Consider the following 18416-nt stretch of genomic DNA (forward strand, 5'->3'; position numbering starts at 1 on the left):
GCCTAGTATTATTATTTTTTCATGGATAAATTAAGAGAGGGAATATTATTCCATTAAAGAAGGCAATATTTAATTGATTAAACAAAATATTATAATTAACAATATCAAAAAATCTATTTAGAGAAAATAAAATGAAAAATATTATTCGACTCGGTGACCCCACATCACATGGAGGTAAAGTTATATCATCAAGTTCTACTCTTATTGTTGATGGGAAAAGTGCCACTCTTCTTTATGATACTGTTTCATGTCCTCTACACGGAGATAATCAAATTATTGAAAGTAGCTCACATTATAATGAGGATGGTAAAGGAATTGTATTTGATGGTTGTAAGACACAATGTGGTGCTATTATTTACTCAACTTCTAATGATATGGAAATATAAATGAAATATTGGACACCTCCTTATAATCCACCACATTGGGTAAATAAACCATTTCCATTATTAACTGTAAGTAGCACAATACTATTTATAAATTTAATTTATTTTTTTATATTGAAATTTATAATAAAAACAAATTTTAATAGTTATATCATAAGTCATGATGGTGTAATATTATCTTCAGTTATTTTTTTAATTTCTCTACTGTTATTATCTTCATACACTCTATTTTGGGAAATAAAGAAAACTCTTTATATTTACTGGTGTTTTTGGCAAGCCGATTTACTAACTAAATGGATAAAGTTAAAGCAAGATAAGTTATATTTAATCTATTCAAATATAATATCTAACAACTCATCAATCATTTCCAACTTCAATAACGAAAACACATTTGAAAAAACAAAATCAAACAATAAATTAATAGATTTAGAAAGAGAAAATATTGTTGGTGAGGAAAGAGTTTTTTATATAGTAAAACTTTTAACAAATAGTATCAAGGATATAAAAATTAGTAAAAATGAAAACCATTTAATTATAATAAATAGTTTATTTGAACAGAGTGACTTTATAAAAAACAAATTAGAATCATTTTTTGATAACTACCTAAATAATTATGAGATCATCTTTCAAAAAAAACCAGACTATAGCAAACAATTAAATTTAATTAGAAGCAAGAAAGTAACTACATTTATTTTCTCAATCAACAACTATTCATTATCTACTAATGAAGAAAATGAATTTGCAAGTTTAATTATATTATCTCATAACCAAGGAAAGGGATTTTTAAAATTATTTCAACCAATGCCATTTAATATGGATAATATAGATGAGAGCATCAAAACAATGACATTAATTCAACAACAAAGTAATAAGGATATAAAACAGGTCAATTTTATTGATATTGAAGAAGTAAATTCAAGCAATATCTTAATAAAGTTAAGAAACGAAAAAAGCTATCAATTATCCTTAGAAAGCTATCCACAAGGTTATTTTTTTAATGAATATATAGACAATTACAAAGAATTATCCATATATCATTTAGTAGCACTAATTTCCCTATCAAAATTCAGAAAAAATAGCCAGCTTTTATTTTATAAACTAGATGGCATCTACTACTGCCAAACAATAGGAACTAAAAAATCATATATTAAAAATCATTATGCAAACATACCAAAATCATCATTCCCAATAGGTACAGTTCTTGTGGGTTTTTTCACTTTTATTTCCATTGTTATTAAAAATAACATTGAAAATGTAGAGTTTGATAATGAAAGAATAATCATTATTTCAACTTCGTTTCTTTTTACTATTATAATAATTAGTGTGATTAAAAAAATTTACATTAATTTTTACTGGAAATTTTATTTTTTAAAAACGCTCAATAAAAAATGGAATTTATAATGAAATCAAAAATAACTCGATATATTTCAATATTTATCATTCTTTCAATAATTATATTAACTACAATTGTATTTTTATTTGTCATATTTAATAAAGTATCGATAACTGCAACACAATCTTACTTATTAGTTTTTTCAATTACACTCTCTTTAATTGTCCTTTTTTTTCTTTCTCGTTATTTAAAACCCAAGATTACTATAGATATTGACGATGAAAATAATGATAAAGAAAATATAACCAACAAAAAAAACAACACCTTAAATATAAAAGAAAATGGTTCTTTTATTTACAAAACTAAATTATCAATCCAACTCCTTATTGGCACCTCCTCTTCTATTGAAAAACTCGCTCCTAATCTAACGACTGAACGCTGGCAAGAAAACAACGGTACGTTGCTTATCTATGGTGGCGATATCCATCAACCTATTGATGAAAATTTAATTCAAGATTTAAAACAACTGCGTCGCCGCCGTCCGCTTGATGCGGTTATTTGGGTCTCTGAGAATAGTCTATCGCAACAACCATTGGGCCATTCTTTATTTAATCACTTAAACCCAGCCAATACAGACATCGCAAGCCGTTATTTCCACCAGCTCTTTCGTCAATTACGCTGGCAGGCGCCTATTTGGCTATGGAACGTCAGTAATAACGGTGAAATAACCGCAGATGAAACACCTACAGTACTTTATTCTGTGCCATTAAAAACCACTTCTGAAGAGCTGTCTACTGACTTAAAAAAATGCTTACCTGCACTTATTGAGCAAGGCACACAAGCCGTATTACATAATCAAACACACACTTATTTATTAGCTTTAGCCCGTTTTTTACAGCATGAAGGATGTGAAGAACTCGCCAATAATTTAGCGCCACTTTTATCGGGTTATCGCTCATTACCCTTTGCGGGCATGCTCTTTAGTACACCTGTTCGTGAGAATCTATCTTCATCTTCCACGACATCGTTAAATAACCAATGGACAGAGAATACACACTGGAAAGCGCTACTCTCTGCAAATAAACAACTTCCACCACAATTAAAAGCTTCACCGTTAGGTTTAAATTCAAAACGTATTTTGCAATATACCGTCGCAACGGCCATGACGTTGTGGGGCATTGGTATGGTGGTCTCTTACTTTATGAATCGCCAATTAATTACTCAAAGCCAGCAACAAGCGCAGTTGGCAACAGACAATCACCAGTCTGAACTTGCGCGTTTACAAGCCCAATATGGATTGCAACAAACATTAGGGTTATTGAGTTATCGCGAACAGACTGCGGTGCCATTTTGGTTACGCTTTGGCTTAAGTAGTAACAATCAATTGCTCCATCATTTATGGCCGGTTTATAGCCAGTCCATGTTGCCATTATTACGTGACTCGACCCAACAGCGCCTCGAAGCTTATCTTCAAAGCTTTGTGCAGCTTCCACCCGAAAGTGCTGAACGCATAGAAGGCGCGCAATCTGCTTATCAAACATTGAAAGCTTATTTAATGATGAGTGAGCCGTCTCGTATCGAACCCACTTTTTTTACTGAAAATGTACTCAATATTTGGCATCAAAATGAAGATCTAAAAGACGGTGAATGGCAAACATTAGGCACTGAGCTATTAACCTTCTATGCCTCTCAATTGCCGTATCATAATGAATGGACTATCAAGCCTAATCGTAATGTAGTCGCCGGAAGTCGCACTATTCTTATTCGCCAAATTGGTCAACGTAATGGCGAGTCTGCGCTTTACCAAAAAATCTTACAGCAAGCCCAACATAACTTTGCGGATATGACGCTAGATGATATGACGGGGGATACCGATGTCAGTTTCTTACTCAGCACCACTGAAACGATACCCGGTATTTTTACGCGTAAAGCCTGGGAAGAGTCGATTGAACCTGCGATTAAAAAAGCCGTTCATGAAAGACGAGAAGAAATAGATTGGGTATTGAGTGACACACAAAAAGAGGCCGATATTGATATCTCACCTGAAAAACTGCAACAAAATCTCACCGAGCGCTATTTTAATGATTTTTCGGGCAGTTGGTTAAGCTTTCTCAATGGGTTACAGTGGCGAGAAACACAGAGTTTATCTGATACAATTGATCAACTCACACTTATGAGCGATATCAGACAGTCCCCCATTATTGCACTGATGAATACGCTTTCTTATCAAGGTAAAACCGGTCGCCAGCAAGAAAAGCTCGCTGACTCTTTTGTGAATTCCGCCAAAGATTTATTAAACAAAGAGCAACAACCAGTAATTAGCCAAAAAGCAGCGTTCACAGGCCCTCTAGAGCCTGTTTTTGCACCGATACTGGCTTTTACTGATCCGCAATCTGCAGTACAAAATAGTGATGCATTAAGCTTACAAGCTTATCTTACACGTGTAACGCGAGTACGTTTAAAACTCCAACAAGTAGTTAATGCACCTGATCCCCAAGCGATGTCTCAAGCCTTAGCCCGCAGTGTTTTCGAAGGAAAAACGGTCGATTTATCCGAAACACAAGATTACGGAAGCTTAATCGCCGCAAGCTTTGGTCAAGAGTGGAATGGCTTTGGGCAAACACTACTGGTACAACCGATATCTCAAGCATGGCAACAGCTATTAGCGCCGACTGCGCAAGGTATCAATACCCAATGGCGAAATGCGGTTGTGAATGACTGGAATAGCGCCTTTGGTGGACGTTATCCACTCAAAAATACGCAAAGTGAAATCTCACTGCCTCTTATGGCGCAATATTTACGCCCTGATAATGGGCGTATTCAACGTTTTCTTGAGACTCACCTTAGCGGTGTTTTACATAAAGAAGGGACGCACTGGGTACCCGATACCACCAATGCCCAAGGCTTAACGTTTAATCCCGAGTTCTTAAAAGCCTTAGATAAACTAAGCTACTTAGGGGATGTGGTTTTTGCGAATGGTGAAGCGCGTCTTTACTTTGAATTACGCCCTGGGACATCTCCAAACATCATGCAAACCTATCTTATGATAGATAAACAGTCTCTTATCTATGATAACCAACAACCGCAATGGCAGCGCTTTGTTTGGCCAGCAGATACCGTTGCCTCTGGTGCATCGCTCAGTTGGATCACAACGAATACAGGCACACGTATTTATGGCGATTATCGTGGCGTCTGGGGCATTATCCGTTTATTGGAAGATGCCAATATCACCCCTTATGCCGGTAACACCAGCAGTTATTCTGTCAGTTGGAAAACCTTAAATGGACAGTCACTTAACTACACCTTAAGAACAGAAATGGGTGAGGGTCCAATTGCACTCTTACAACTCCGTAATTTTGTGTTACCAGAAAAAATCTTTTTGGATTAAATAAAAATCACATTCCCTAATATCTCAAAAGGAAATACGCTCACTATGTCCTTATTGGATACCTTAATCTCATCATGCTTTGCTGATGATACAAACAAAGCGCAACAACTTGCTCAACAACAAATCAGTTTATGGGATCGTTGGCTATTACCCATTACGCCTAATCAACCTGTTGGTGATGATCCCAGCTATGAAGATGACTTTGAGCGAATGAAAGAAGAAGTTAATAAACTCTCTGGTGCCGATACGGAGCTCATTTGTTTACTTGCTGAAAAGTTGCTACTTAATACCTGCAAAGATATGCGAGTTGTAACTTATTATATTTGGGCACGCTTGCACAAAGAAGGTGAACACGGACTTGCCGATTCTTTGGGGCTTTTGGCTGGATTACTTATTCGCTATCACGACACATTATTACCGAGCCGAGCCACTAGTCGGAAATCTGCTTTAGAGTGGTTATCTGGGCAACGTGTTTTAGATAGCTTATCGCTTTATCCCGAGGTCGATCATAATGAATTTTCTCGTATTATCGCCTTATTAGCCAACATTGAAACAGAGCTTGGAACATGGAATGAAACTGAAAAGCCACAATTTTCAGGATTATATCAAGCACTCGAAAAACGCCTAGCTCAATCAGGCGGGACAAATTCATTAGTCCCACAAAACATTAGTCGGACTGATCCAACTTACAACAGTTCCACTTCTCCTTCAATTTCACAGAGCACACCAATAGAGACCATACAGTCGGGTCGTGAATTATTAGAACAATCCAAAATGCTCGCTAATTATCTACGTAATCAATCTCATGGTTGGTTAGCAGGACATAGATTAATGAAAGTGGTGAGATGGGATACGATCCATCAACTTCCACCACAAGATCAGCAAGGTCGTACTCGCCTTTCACCACCAAGAACCGATGCAAGAGCACAACTTAAACGCCTCTATTTACAACAAAGCTGGGGGGAACTGGCGGAGCAAGCGGATAAGCTTTTTGCAGAAGGTGTTAACCATTTTTGGTTAGATGTGCAATGGTATCTCTATCAAGCACTTAGTAAATCCCCTGCGCCTTGGAATGCATGGTCTGATATTATAAAAAACGATTTAAAACAATTCCTTACCCGTCTTCCTGATTTAGAGAAACTCTCATGGGAAGATGGCACGCCATTTGCCGATGAAGTCACATTAAGTTGGATAAAACAACAGGTTATGGAAGAAAACTTTGATGTCATGCAAGGGTTATCAACTAATGTTCCTAATCAATCTGAAGATCAATCAATACTGGCATTAGAAACCGAAGCTATCTTACAAGCTGATAATGAAGGTATAGACGTTGCATTAAAATGGCTACAACATCGCCCTGATATCAGCACTTCAAGACAAAAATGGTTATTAAATCTCATAATGGCACGAATAGCAGAACAATTCGCTCGCCACGATCTGGCATTAAATTTATTGCGCGAACTCGATAAAAAAGCACTTTCTATGTCGTTAACACAATGGGAACCCAACTATATTTTTGAAGTGAAGGCACGACAACTTCATCTTTTCCGAGCCAAAATTCAACGTAACACCTCAGATAAATCCCGCATAGAACAACAGATGGAACTATTACTCAGTGAATTAACCGCTATCGATCCCGTTCGCTCTGCAATTTTATATTCCTAATCTTTTACTCGAAAAATCAAGGTATCAAATTAATGGATGATTTAACCCTTCGCTATTTTGATGCAGAAATGCGCTATCTTAGAGAAGCCGCCAAAGAGTTCGCGCAAGCACATCCCGATAGAGCGGCAATGCTCGATTTGGATAAAGCCGGCACCCCCGATCCTTTTGTTGAGCGTTTATTTGAAGGTTTTGCTTTCTCAATGGGGCAATTAAGACAAAAAATTGATGATGATTTACCTGAGTTAACAGAAGGTCTTGTCAGTTTATTATGGCCTCATTATTTACAAATAATTCCATCATTATCCATTGTTGAATTAGCCCCTGACATTCAAAAAATGAAAATGACGGATAAAATACCTGCTCAATTTGAGGTTCTTTCCCGCCCTATCGGTCCTAAAAAAACGATTTGTCACTATCGAACAACACAAGATTTAACGCTTAATCCAATAAAAATTGCTGCTGTAAATTTAACTACCGAGCCAGATGGGCGTTCAGCTATTCGGTTAAAATTTAAATGCAGTGAAATGATTAATTGGCCTGAAGTGAGCCTTCATGAACTCTCGTTTTATTTATCTGGCGATATTCCAACAACTAATGCACTGCATTTAGCATTAACTAAACAAGTTGCCAAAACTTATCTAAAGCTCCCTCAGTCAAAAGATAGAATAGCAATCCCTCTCTATTTTTCACCAGGAGGATTTAAGAATACAGACACTCTTTGGCCTAAAGGAGACACCACATTTAGTGGCTATCAATTATTACTCGAATATTTTTCTTTCCGTGAAAAGTTTATGTTTGTTTCACTTAATGGATTAGATGATATCCATTTTCCTGAAGAAACATCTGAATTTGAATTAGATATTGTTCTCAATACATTGTGGGATAACTCTCTTACATTAAATGAGGAAAATATACGTTTACATTGCATCCCCGTTATCAACCTTTTTAATATAGAAGCCGATCCACTGACTGTTAATAGATTGGAAAGTGAATATTTATTACGACCTCGTCGTGTTCAAGATGGGCATACTGAAATCTATAGTGTTGATAGCGTATATGGTTCTCAGCGTACAAATGAAGCGGTTTATGTCCCCTTTACTAGCTTTCGTCATCGTGGTGGTATGTTACGGCATAATGCACCTGAACGTTATTATCACACCCGAGTGAAGCGTGGTGTTACAGGTCTTCATGATACTTGGCTTATACTAGGAGGGGAACAACAAGAGATTGATTTAACAACTCAAACAGAAACCCTGTCATTACAACTTACTGGCACGAATGGGCAATTACCTCGCAAAGCACTACAAAGTACCTTACTTGATAGAACAGAACAAACCTTACAGATCCCATTAACGGTATGTAATTTGTGCAAGCCAACACTTCCTCTTTATCCTCCTTCAGAAGATCGCTTCCACTGGCGAGTACTAAGCCATTTAGGCTCTAGCTTTCTTAACATGATGGATAATGCTGAAGTATTACAAGGCACTCTCGCACTTTATGATTGGCGAGATGATGATATGAACCATAGAAAACTCGATGCCATTATTCATGTAGAACATCATTTAATTGAACGCTTTGAGAAAGGTTTTTTACAGCGAGGTATTGATATCGAAGTCACGATTGATAGCAATGGTTTTAATGGTGAAGGTGATATTCATTTATTTGGAGAAATGCTTAATCGCTTTTTTGCACTTTATGCTGATGTTCATCTTTTTAATCAATTAACGCTGATTATTTTGCCAACAGGAAAACGAATTCAATGGAAAGAAAGCCACAATCCACAGCTACCTCGCTAATTCAGGCTTTAGGTGAAAAATTACCTTATGTAAATTTCTACCGTTTTTGCCAATTACTTGAAAAATCCAACCCCGAATTACCTGAATTAGGGAGTTCTCATGATCCGAAAACTGATCCTATTCGTTTTCGCCCACATCGTGGCATGGGTTTTCCTGCCACAGAGATCAAAGGAACTGACCCCCTAGACAAATATCGAAAAAGCACAATACCAAGCTTACATACTACTTTTTTGGGACTTTATGGTATTACATCACCACTGCCAACAGCTTACCTTGACGATATTGCACAATACCGCGATGGTACAGATTCACTCACTGACTTTTTAGATATTTTTAACCACCGTCTTACTACTCAATTTTATCGTATCTGGCGCAAATATTCTTATCCTGCGACTTTTGGAGAAGGTGGATCAGATAAAACATCGCAATATCTTTATGGCTTAATTGGTTTAGGCATTCCAGGTTGTGCTAATCATGTACAATCACCTTTATCTCGCTTTTTAGCACTATTAGGGATCTTACGTTTACCAACACGTACAGCCGAAGGTATTAGTGCATTAGTAAAATTATTAGCACCATCAACAAAAGTCAGTATTGTACCTCATGATCCCCGAAGAATTGCACTCGACACTCTCACAATCATATCGTGCACACAACCTACAACATTAGAAAATAAACCTGTTTTAGGTCGTTATGCTATTGATGTAAATAGCCAAGTATTAATAAAGCTACACACCGAAAACAAGGAAGAAGCAAAAGGTTGGTTACCAGATGGCAACATTTATCAGGATTTTATGGCATTACTTCGTGTTTATTTGGGATCAAGAGTTAATGCGCGACTACGTTTAACATTATCCAGACATTTATTACCTGATGCAACATTAAGTACCTCTAAAAATCAAGGGGTACAATTAGGTAGAACCGCTGTTATGCGGCCTTACAGCCAGATTGAAAAAACGCACACTGCATCTTTTATCACCATTGGACTTGGTTTTTATCAATATCTAACCCACCGCACTCAACATTATAAAAGTGATGAATATGGCAATTATCAATTTTAAATCGCAAACATTTCTTTCTTCTACTCGCAGATTAGCACTGCTATTTATCGTAACGTTTGCAATCGCAGGCTGTGGTTTAACTCAAACCATCAGTGATGGTACTGTCTCTTTAACAAAATCTATTTTTTATAAACAGATCAAAATATTGCATTTGGACTTTACCGCAAGAGAAGCACTTAATACTGATGATAATGGTTCATCACTTTCTGTCATTGTTCGAGTATTTCAACTAAAGTCAGCAGATACTTTTAATAATAGCGATTATCTTTCACTGTTTAATCAAAATGACGACGTTTTAAAATCCTCTTTATTAGCACAAAAAGATTTACGTATTCGCCCTGGTGAATCTATTTCTCTCGATATGCCAATGGAAAAAGAAACTGAATTTGTCGCTATTGCTACAATGTTTCATACACCTAATGAAGCTAAAAACAACTGGCGAATTGTTATTCCTAAAAACGAACTCGATCCTGATAAAGCACGTAAAATTGAACTTTCTGAAAATACACTAATATTACAACCTTTGGATAAAAAATAACGATGTCACAACCTTCTCTCTATGAAATGCTAACGGGTTATTTTTCAGGGGGATTACCTGTTGATTCTATATCAGAAGAAGATCAGGTTATTCTTTCTATTATGGATAATATTCGACGAATATTAAATTCACGAGCAGGAACATTAAAACATCTACCTGATTATGGGTTACCTGATATGAGTAAAATAATTCAAGGACTACCTGGAAGTTCACATAAAGTAATGTCTATATTATCAACAACATTACTAAAATATGAACCGAGAATAAAGTCAGTTACACTAGGTATATTACCTGAAAATGAATTTGGAAAATTGTATTATTCTTTAGATATTGAATTACATGAAAGAGGACTTATTCGTTATGGTACTGAGTTCTCACCTGATGGAAGAATATTTCTTCATCATTTAAAAAAACAATCTTATTTGTCATAATGTTATTTCTTACCCTTATTCTTAATTTTCTTTTTTTAGATTTGTTTTTATCTTATTAAGATCATCATTTACCTTGAGGAAAATATGAATTCTTACTTAGATTCACTTTCAATTGGAAGTGATCCTCGCGTATTTAATCAATTTATTGCTATTAAAGAAGAGCTTGATAAACGTTTTCATCCAGCTCGCCCAGATATTAATTGGCAATATGTCCATGAATTGTGTATTTCTTTATTTAATCAAAATGGTGTCGATCTTCAAACTGCATCTTGGTTTGTTGTATGTCGCCAGAATCAAACTGGGCTTGATGGTTTAAATGAAGGACTTTACCTTATTCATAAAATATTTATCCAACATTGGCAAACATTATGGCCTGTACAAACACATACGCGTATCAATATTCTTTCTTCCTTAAGTCAACAGCTAGTCTCTGGTATTCGTGGAACGGCTTTTGTTTATTCTGACTTGCCTATCCTTTATCAAATTGAAGAATTATTAAAAAGTATCAATAATCATCTTCAAATATTAGAAATTAAACATCTTGTTCAATTTGATTATCTAGAGAACTTAATTATTGCTCAAGCAAGACAATTAGAAAATGCAGACACATTAGATAGTAATTTTAATTCTCCCGAATTATCTTCTATTGTCAATAAAGAAGATGAGATTTCACCTCAAATTATCGATACTGATTTATCTGCATCCCTTAATGAAAAAGAAAGTATTACGTCACCAAAAACCTATATATCCTCATCCATTTCATTACAGTCTCCCATAAAAAAGACATCTCGGCAGGAGCTATGGCGGGGTATTTTAATTGGCACGCTAGCCAGTAGTTTATTATTTTTTATCTTATTTTATTTTTGGTTATCTGAATTAAAAAATAACAATCTAACAGATGCTTTTCCCTATATTCCAACCATTAACGCCGACGCTGGCTCTCTTATTAAACAACAAACAGTAAATGGTACAAATATAACAAAGACACTCAATTCAGAACAAATTGGTGTGATCAAAAAACGTTTAGATGAACTCACATTACTTTCGCCTACATGGACACAGAGTTATGGGCTCGAAGTCATCAGCTATTTAAACGATCAGTATGAAGATAATCCAGAGCTTTTAGCATTTACACAGTTTTGGAAAAACAATCTAAAAATCAATGCCACCACGGATGAACAACTCAATCAATGGTCTAAAGGTATGAGTGAACTTAATAGATTAAGCCAAAGATTAGATAGCTTTGATGGTAATCCTAAAAATTACATCACAGGCTCTGAATTAAAATCTATCATTTTCAAAGCCCGCCAACATTTCAATCAAGCTAAACCTTTAGAAGAAGAGTTACGCTTACTTGAGAAACAACCAACACAAAATTCAATTTCAGACTATGAATACCAACAAATAGATAATCATTTTAAACAACTATTGAATCGATATTCATTATTACGTTATGAATAATTAAACAATATACTTGATAAGGAATTTAGTACTTATTAGTACTATTAATTTATTAAATAGCTGTATTATATGTTTACTTTATAGGAGAACTACCTTTGTTAGCCTCATGGATTTAATTAAAATAATCTTAGACTACAAAGAAAAAGTCATTCCAAAATAGTTAATTTTAAATTAAATATACCTTACTTATATTCTGTTTCAATTAGCAATACTAATAAATATTAATTTTTAATAAACTAATTATAATAAAAATTATTAATTATTTATATTTCAAAGTGTTAAAATGAATATAAAAAAGTCATCCTATAATAAGATGGCTGTTTTGCTATTGGTTATTGAGTTTTGAGAAATATAATTTTAATTAACACAACTAAAAATGATCAATATACTTATCAAAACTCAATATCAACAAGTAATATACCAATGTTTTTTAAATAATTTTTTTCTTTCTAAATATAACTATTTCACTCGGTTGAGTTATCGAGTGCTTATCCTCAAATACCATGAAGTCTGTTTTCTTAGCTTCTAAGATAAGACTTTGAGGCGTAACACCAAGTATATAAGAAATGGTAATCAGCTGATCTACTGTTATTTTTATATGCCCATCCTCTAATTGGGAATAATGTAGCATGGTTATTCCCAACCTCTCAGACATTTCATTTTCTGTTATTTTCAATTGTCTTCTTAACATTTTTATTCTATTCCCAACTCTGGTGTTAATCATCCCTTCATTCCCCTTTTTTCATTACATCATTAGATGATTACATTGATAAAATGCCAAATTATAGTTAATAAACTATCAAACCATAAACTGAAAATACTTGACCATTAGCTAGTGAATAATCGTAACATTACTTATTTTTACTAATTTTGTTAATAAGGTTATTCCGATATTTTAAATTTAAAATAATTTACATTTCTATATATTATTTTAATATTCATCATATTTAGAGTAACACCATGGTATTAAATATTGACTTTATAATTAATAAACATTAATGAATTAGTTAATTTTTAGTTCTAATTTTATAGAAAAAGAGAAAGTTAATTTAAATAAAAATATAATTATTAAAAAGTGATAACGATAAAAATAATCTTAATTGGTTTTATTTAAAACAAAAAAATGTAATAAAATATTTTATTGTATATAACGTTAAATAACCTTAAATCATTTTTAATTAACAGTTTTATTACATTATCAAAAAGCTAAAAAACTATTAAATGTTAATATAATCTATCTAATTATTTGATTTAAGTAAAACTGCTTAAAACTGTTAATAAATAACTTTTGATAGTCACCGACTATCAATAATCACACTTTGATCGTTTATATCGATCTCCTGTTTTTTTTACGTTATTATTTAAAAAAATAGGAGATATTGATATGAGCGAACTTAATACTATTGTTGGCCAACGAATAAAGCAGAAAAGAAAGCAACTAAAACTAACAGGAATTGAAATGGGACGACGCCTCGGTATTAGCCAGCAACATTACTCACGCTTAGAAAATGGGCATATAAAAATAACAGTAGATCAGCTGATTACCATTTCTTATATACTTGGTATATCACCACAAAGTTTATTACTTACCTCTGAAACAATGTCACCAATACTTAATGCATGGACAGAAAAAACATTATACTCGAGTGATGTCATTGTATTGAGAAATAAGAAAAGACGTCATCTTAAATAAGAAAATATAAAAATTTATAGTTTTATATTTAACTTAACTTTATAGAAAGAGAATATACACAACACATTGAAATTATTAAATTTATTCTTCTTTTAACAAGATAAATAAAATTATAACCTTAAGCGTAAGATTGTTTTTTATACTAATATTCCTATTAAAATAAGAATACGTTATTATAAAATCAATCGTTTGATTACTTAATTTATTTACAACACAAAAAACACAAATCATTAACAATGGTTTTTATTAATCTACTAATTCTTATTTACACCTATAAACACCAATATAAAAATACCATAGTATTTTTTATTAATTAATATTTAATATATGTAACATTAAAAAATTTATATATTATTTAATTTAAATTTGTAATGAATAAACCACTATTTTTTCTAGCTCTGATATAGTGGTAATTGGATAAAAATATTATTAATAATAATTTGGATTATTTATAGAAATATAAATGAAAGAATTTAATAGCGAAATGCTTATTTGATAGAAACAAGATAATAGTTTATAGCTTGATAAAATGCGCTCACTTAACAGAACATGTACGTAAAATTAATGACATTCTTAGTGATAACGACACAAATCCGTCCCACTTAAGAAAAGTAGAGAATTTCAGATGAATGTAACCTATTGATTTTAAATGGTACGCCCTACAGGATTCGAACCTGTGACCTACGGCTTAGAAGGGCGTTACATACTGATTTCATTGAGTTTTATATAATTTCATGAGATTTCATCCTTCTGATTTATAAGGATTTATATACCTTGCATGATTTCAGCTAGTTTCATATCATTTCTTCGTTACTTGACCCGTTACTTGACCCGCAAAAAACTCGTAAATGGAAATTAGTTATGGCTAGCGTATTACTAACTGATAGTAAAATACGAGGACTGAAACCAAAGAAATCTGCGTATTATACTTGGCAAGCATCAGCGACTAGAGGCACTGGACGCCTTGGTGTAAAAACATATCCATCTGGAAGAAAAGTTTTCGTCTATCGCTATTTCAAAGATGGAAAAGAGAAATTTATATCGCTTGGTGATTACCCTAATTTATCACTAGCAGATGCCGCAGTAAAATCAGTAACAGCAGCGTCAGAATCATCATCCCCTGAGAAAATTAAATATGAACACGCCACAGTAAAACAGCTCTTTGATGACTATATTGAAGAGCAGAAGAGGCAAGGCAAGCGTTCATATGATAAAACTCAAAACAGATTAAATCAGGTTTTAGATAGTAAGCATATTGATGCCTCTATGCCTGCAAAAGATGTTACACCAGATCATATAAAAAGAATACTTTCTGAGTTTATCTCCCGAGGTGCTTTGGCTGGCTCAAACAAGGTAAGAGCAAACCTACATGCGGTATTCAACTTCGGTTTATTTGCCGATAATGATCCAGCAAAAATAAACGAGCGAGTTATTTATGGATTGGAACGAAATCCTGTCACTGTGGTTCCTAGACAAAAAGGTGTAGATAAAGCGTTAGATAGATTTTTATCATGGGATGAGCTGAAGTTATTATTAGAACTATTCAATAAGCCCTCCATCGAATGCCCTATCAATTCAGATTATGCACGTCTCTTCCTATTTTGTGTCTATTCCGGAGGACAAAGACCATGGGAAATTCTTGCTAATACTCGCGACAATTGGGATAAAAAGAACAACACATTAACGGTTCCACCTCACATCTCAAAAACAGGCGATTATCATGTGATCCCCTTGGTTCAGCCCGCTATTGACATCCTGAATGTCCAAGAACTGTTATACCCGACATCTCATTATCTTTTCCCCGCTGAAACTAAAGAGGGGCATCTATTAACATCTGAATATGCAAAACAATTAAATAAGTTTTGTAAGAAAAATGAGTTTGAGAAATTTACGCCTAGAGATGTGAGAAGAACATTCAAAACATTAGCTGGAGAGATGGGGGTTAGTTCTGAGTTAAGAGATATGGTGCAAAACCATAAAAGGCCTGGCGTTTCTCAAAAGCATTATGATAGATATGATTATTTGAGAGAAAAACGAGAAACGCTTGATACATGGTGTGAAAAACTCTCATTACTTAAAAAATTATAATTATTTTTATCCATATAAACCTAGACTATGATTTTTTAAAAAGCCTCAGCTAAGAGGCTTTTGATAAATAAAACTAACTAAATAGCTATACATCACTCTAATATTAATTCTGTTTTTCTGCTGCTAATACACCTACCCATGATTCCGCTTTTGTAGTTCCTAAAATATATTTATGATCATCTATATTTTCTGCAGAATTAACAAATTGAATATCCATTGCTGCTCTATCATTAGGAATAATACCATTTGATACATGCTGAGTAGGTGTTATTACTAAACTTTTAGTATCACCATCTATTTTAAATAATTCATTATTACCTATACGTGGGTTATTTTCAGTAATAACACCTTTAACTATACCATTAGTATAATTCATTGTAATGTCTGCTGTTCTAACTACTGCGTTTATTTGATCAGATCTATGATCTAAGGGACCATACACAAAACCATCTTTTTTACTATACACAGCATTTAAATCATTAGGTACATTTTCAGCAATAAGGTCTTTTTCAATAGAATAAATATAAGAAGCATAACTTGCTGTTCTCTCAGCATCTAATTCTATTCGATACCCATAATATCCAACATCACCCAATAAACTAAATTGATGAGAATCGCCTTTATCTGTTACGAAAGTAATTATTTTTTCCTCACTAGATAAATAATTCTCATATGGATCTTTTGAACCTTCAATATTATAAACAGGAATATTTTCTTTCCCATACTCCCAGTTAGAATGGTATATCTTATCTATCTTACTACCTGTATATACTTTTTCTTTATTCTCTGATAACAATTTTTCATCCACAGATATTTCTTTATCGTTTGAAATTTCTGCAGCATCTTCTTTTTCAATTTTATTATATATTCTATTTGTTTCTTTATTTACTATCTCATTCACTGCTTTATTTTCTACTTCATTTACTTCCTTATTTACTTCCTTATTTGCTACTTCATTTACTTCTTTATTTACTTCTTTATTTACTACTTCATTTGCCACTTTATTTACTTCTTTATTTACTTCTTTATTTACTTCTTTATTTACTTCTTTATTTACTTCTTTATTTACTACTTCATTTTCTACTTTATTTACTTCTTTATTCAATGCTTCATTGACTCTTTTACCTCCCTCTTTATTTAAACTAGATGTGGGATTGTTAGATATAACATCGACTTTCTTTTCCTGAATAACATTATTATCTTTGTTCTCACTACCACCACTAGAACATCCAGCAATAATAAGAGGCAAAACAACAAAAGGTATGCTTTTTTTCATAATATAATATCCAACTTTAATTAAAAATATTTACTAAACTCAAGATAAAAATTATTTTTATCATAACTATAAAATAAATTACTACTATCTATTTTTTGATATGCCCATGTTATTTTGGGTGTAATTCCATAAAAATAAAAATTTCGATTCCACAATGTTATATAAACACTATACTCATCATTTTTTTGTGGTTTTTTATAAAAATCAGGAACCCAATAATTATTTTCTTCTGCTATTGCTCCTTGATAAATACGCTTAGCATAACCAACTTGAAAACGAGTGGAAATACCTTGCAACCATTCTTGCCCCCAACCTGCACGGACACTGAATCGATCAAAAGCATTAGCTTTACTTTTAGCTTCTTTATGATAAAAATCTATTCCAGAAAACCAATATTGATTACTATTTGATATATACAATAGTGTATCAGATACAGAATAAACATTACCATCCAATAGTTTTGTCTTATGATAACTTTGCCTTGATAACTCAACTGAGAGTGAATTCTTCCATTGTTTATTTAACCAATTATTTATTTCAACCTCTGTTCCAATTGCATTTGAATAACGATGAAATGTAGAACTATTTTGTTGATTTTTATTTGGATTCCATGAGTACTCAACAAAAGGTAAAAATAATACTTCATTAGTTAAATCTTTATATCCAAATCCCACTTTCACTCTAGAAGATATTTCATTATATTTAGAGTTATCCCAATAATATTTCCCCTTTCCTCGAAAATTCAATAAAGAAAAGTAATTTTTATATATCGATAACTTCTTTTCAGCTACCCCTACATAAGAAAAACCCTCTGCACTTTCAGGCTTTGATGTACTCTTCCAATTTGCAGTATTAACACCTAATTTAGGAGAGTTATTAATATTTGACTCATTTAGATAAACAATGCCACCATTAAATGACCAATCATTCTGATGATTGATTAATTCAGAATATTTATTAATAATATCAATTACATTATCATTCAAGTTTTCGCTTTTCAGTTTATCAAATTGTTCTAATGCCGCCTCATTCTCTTTATTTTCAAATAATGCAATTGCTAACTGTAATCGAGCAAATATTAATTTAGGATTTTTAGACACCAAACTTCTATATAATGATATTGACTTATCTAATTGTTTATTCTTACGAGCAATAATAGCATTACCCCATATTAACAATTCATCATCTTCTTGCTTTTTTTGTTTTTCATAAATAGAAAGTAATAATCCAACACCTTCTACATCATTTCTTATTAATGCAGGAATAAATAATCGTAATAATAGAGTAGGATCCTCAACCAATT

Annotated in this window: 14 protein-coding genes; 11 read left to right on the top strand and 3 right to left on the bottom strand. The window is 33.0% G+C overall.

Translation table 11 applies throughout. The annotated features are described in order from the left end of the window. Window positions 1-131 precede the first annotated feature (131 nt). The 9 genes from H1225_RS10940 (at window position 132) to H1225_RS10980 (ending at window position 12056) form a co-directional block, all read left to right on the top strand. Entirely contained in the window at window positions 132-386 is a 255-nt protein-coding gene (locus tag H1225_RS10940; protein WP_072063441.1) for a PAAR domain-containing protein, read from the top strand. Further along, on the top strand, window positions 387-1784 hold the full coding sequence (locus H1225_RS10945) for a hypothetical protein (RefSeq protein WP_109848289.1): 1398 nt from the start codon (window positions 387-389) through the stop codon (window positions 1782-1784). Continuing rightward, window positions 1784-5104 carry an ImcF-related family protein gene (locus H1225_RS10950; RefSeq protein WP_239739116.1) on the top strand — a complete coding sequence of 1107 codons (3321 nt, stop codon included), beginning with the start codon at window positions 1784-1786 and terminating at the stop codon, window positions 5102-5104. The genes H1225_RS10945 and H1225_RS10950 overlap by 1 nt, the downstream gene beginning before the upstream one ends. 45 nt (window positions 5105-5149) lie before the next feature. Then, window positions 5150-6769 (top strand): type VI secretion system protein TssA, encoded by a 1620-nt coding sequence (gene tssA, locus H1225_RS10955; protein WP_161671260.1) that lies wholly within the window; start codon window positions 5150-5152, stop codon window positions 6767-6769. A 32-nt stretch (window positions 6770-6801) separates the two neighbouring features. Next, window positions 6802-8565: a type VI secretion system baseplate subunit TssF gene (tssF, locus tag H1225_RS10960; protein ID WP_109848292.1), complete on the top strand. Its 1764-nt coding sequence runs from the start codon at window positions 6802-6804 to the stop codon at window positions 8563-8565. Beyond that, the gene (gene tssG, locus H1225_RS10965; protein ID WP_239739117.1) at window positions 8529-9626 is read left to right on the top strand and encodes a type VI secretion system baseplate subunit TssG; all 1098 of its coding nucleotides are present in this window, start codon (window positions 8529-8531) and stop codon (window positions 9624-9626) included. Before tssF ends, tssG begins: the two co-directional genes overlap by 37 nt. Beyond that, window positions 9601-10164, top strand: coding sequence for a type VI secretion system lipoprotein TssJ (gene tssJ, locus H1225_RS10970; RefSeq protein WP_109400158.1), 564 nt, complete (start codon window positions 9601-9603; stop codon window positions 10162-10164). Before tssG ends, tssJ begins: the two co-directional genes overlap by 26 nt. A gap of 2 nt (window positions 10165-10166) precedes the next feature. Then, window positions 10167-10595 (top strand): type VI secretion system baseplate subunit TssE, encoded by a 429-nt coding sequence (gene tssE, locus H1225_RS10975; protein WP_109400159.1) that lies wholly within the window; start codon window positions 10167-10169, stop codon window positions 10593-10595. Between the two features lie 84 nt (window positions 10596-10679). Then, the gene (locus tag H1225_RS10980) at window positions 10680-12056 is read left to right on the top strand and encodes a VasL domain-containing protein (protein ID WP_109848295.1); all 1377 of its coding nucleotides are present in this window, start codon (window positions 10680-10682) and stop codon (window positions 12054-12056) included. A gap of 430 nt (window positions 12057-12486) precedes the next feature. On the opposite strand, the gene H1225_RS10985 is transcribed toward H1225_RS10980, so the two are convergent. Beyond that, window positions 12487-12780 (bottom strand): helix-turn-helix domain-containing protein, encoded by a 294-nt coding sequence (locus H1225_RS10985; protein WP_109400161.1) that lies wholly within the window; start codon window positions 12778-12780, stop codon window positions 12487-12489. A 660-nt stretch (window positions 12781-13440) separates the two neighbouring features. Here H1225_RS10985 and H1225_RS10990 point away from each other — a divergent pair. Continuing rightward, window positions 13441-13749 carry a helix-turn-helix domain-containing protein gene (locus tag H1225_RS10990; protein ID WP_006533899.1) on the top strand — a complete coding sequence of 103 codons (309 nt, stop codon included), beginning with the start codon at window positions 13441-13443 and terminating at the stop codon, window positions 13747-13749. An 861-nt stretch (window positions 13750-14610) separates the two neighbouring features. Next, entirely contained in the window at window positions 14611-15837 is a 1227-nt protein-coding gene (locus tag H1225_RS10995) for a tyrosine-type recombinase/integrase (protein WP_161706449.1), read from the top strand. A 103-nt stretch (window positions 15838-15940) separates the two neighbouring features. Here H1225_RS10995 and H1225_RS11000 read toward each other — a convergent pair whose 3' ends face one another. Together H1225_RS11000 and H1225_RS11005 are read right to left on the bottom strand one after the other, a co-directional pair. Further along, on the bottom strand, window positions 15941-17113 hold the full coding sequence (locus H1225_RS11000; RefSeq protein WP_202612825.1) for a hypothetical protein: 1173 nt from the start codon (window positions 17111-17113) through the stop codon (window positions 15941-15943). A gap of 20 nt (window positions 17114-17133) precedes the next feature. Further along, on the bottom strand, window positions 17134-18414 hold the full coding sequence (locus H1225_RS11005) for a surface lipoprotein assembly modifier (RefSeq protein ID WP_161706759.1): 1281 nt from the start codon (window positions 18412-18414) through the stop codon (window positions 17134-17136). Window positions 18415-18416 lie beyond the last annotated feature (2 nt).

It is taken from the genome of Proteus penneri (assembly GCF_022369495.1).
Lineage (GTDB): Bacteria > Pseudomonadota > Gammaproteobacteria > Enterobacterales > Enterobacteriaceae > Proteus > Proteus penneri.

Bases quoted from the DNA above. Each gene is read 5' to 3' on its own strand.
- tssF (WP_109848292.1), top strand. From the start codon at position 6,802: ATGGATGATTTAACCCTTCGCTATTTTGATGCAGAAATGCGCTATCTT.
- tssE (WP_109400159.1), top strand. From the start codon at position 10,167: ATGTCACAACCTTCTCTCTATGAAATGCTAACGGGTTATTTTTCAGGG.
- H1225_RS10980 (WP_109848295.1), top strand. From the start codon at position 10,680: ATGAATTCTTACTTAGATTCACTTTCAATTGGAAGTGATCCTCGCGTA.
- H1225_RS10985 (WP_109400161.1), bottom strand. From the start codon at position 12,780: ATGATTAACACCAGAGTTGGGAATAGAATAAAAATGTTAAGAAGACAA.
- tssJ (WP_109400158.1), top strand. From the start codon at position 9,601: ATGAATATGGCAATTATCAATTTTAAATCGCAAACATTTCTTTCTTCT.
- tssG (WP_239739117.1), top strand. From the start codon at position 8,529: ATGGAAAGAAAGCCACAATCCACAGCTACCTCGCTAATTCAGGCTTTA.
- H1225_RS10945 (WP_109848289.1), top strand. From the start codon at position 387: ATGAAATATTGGACACCTCCTTATAATCCACCACATTGGGTAAATAAA.
- H1225_RS10950 (WP_239739116.1), top strand. From the start codon at position 1,784: ATGAAATCAAAAATAACTCGATATATTTCAATATTTATCATTCTTTCA.
- H1225_RS10940 (WP_072063441.1), top strand. From the start codon at position 132: ATGAAAAATATTATTCGACTCGGTGACCCCACATCACATGGAGGTAAA.
- tssA (WP_161671260.1), top strand. From the start codon at position 5,150: ATGTCCTTATTGGATACCTTAATCTCATCATGCTTTGCTGATGATACA.
- H1225_RS10995 (WP_161706449.1), top strand. From the start codon at position 14,611: ATGGCTAGCGTATTACTAACTGATAGTAAAATACGAGGACTGAAACCA.
- H1225_RS11000 (WP_202612825.1), bottom strand. From the start codon at position 17,113: ATGAAAAAAAGCATACCTTTTGTTGTTTTGCCTCTTATTATTGCTGGA.
- H1225_RS10990 (WP_006533899.1), top strand. From the start codon at position 13,441: ATGAGCGAACTTAATACTATTGTTGGCCAACGAATAAAGCAGAAAAGA.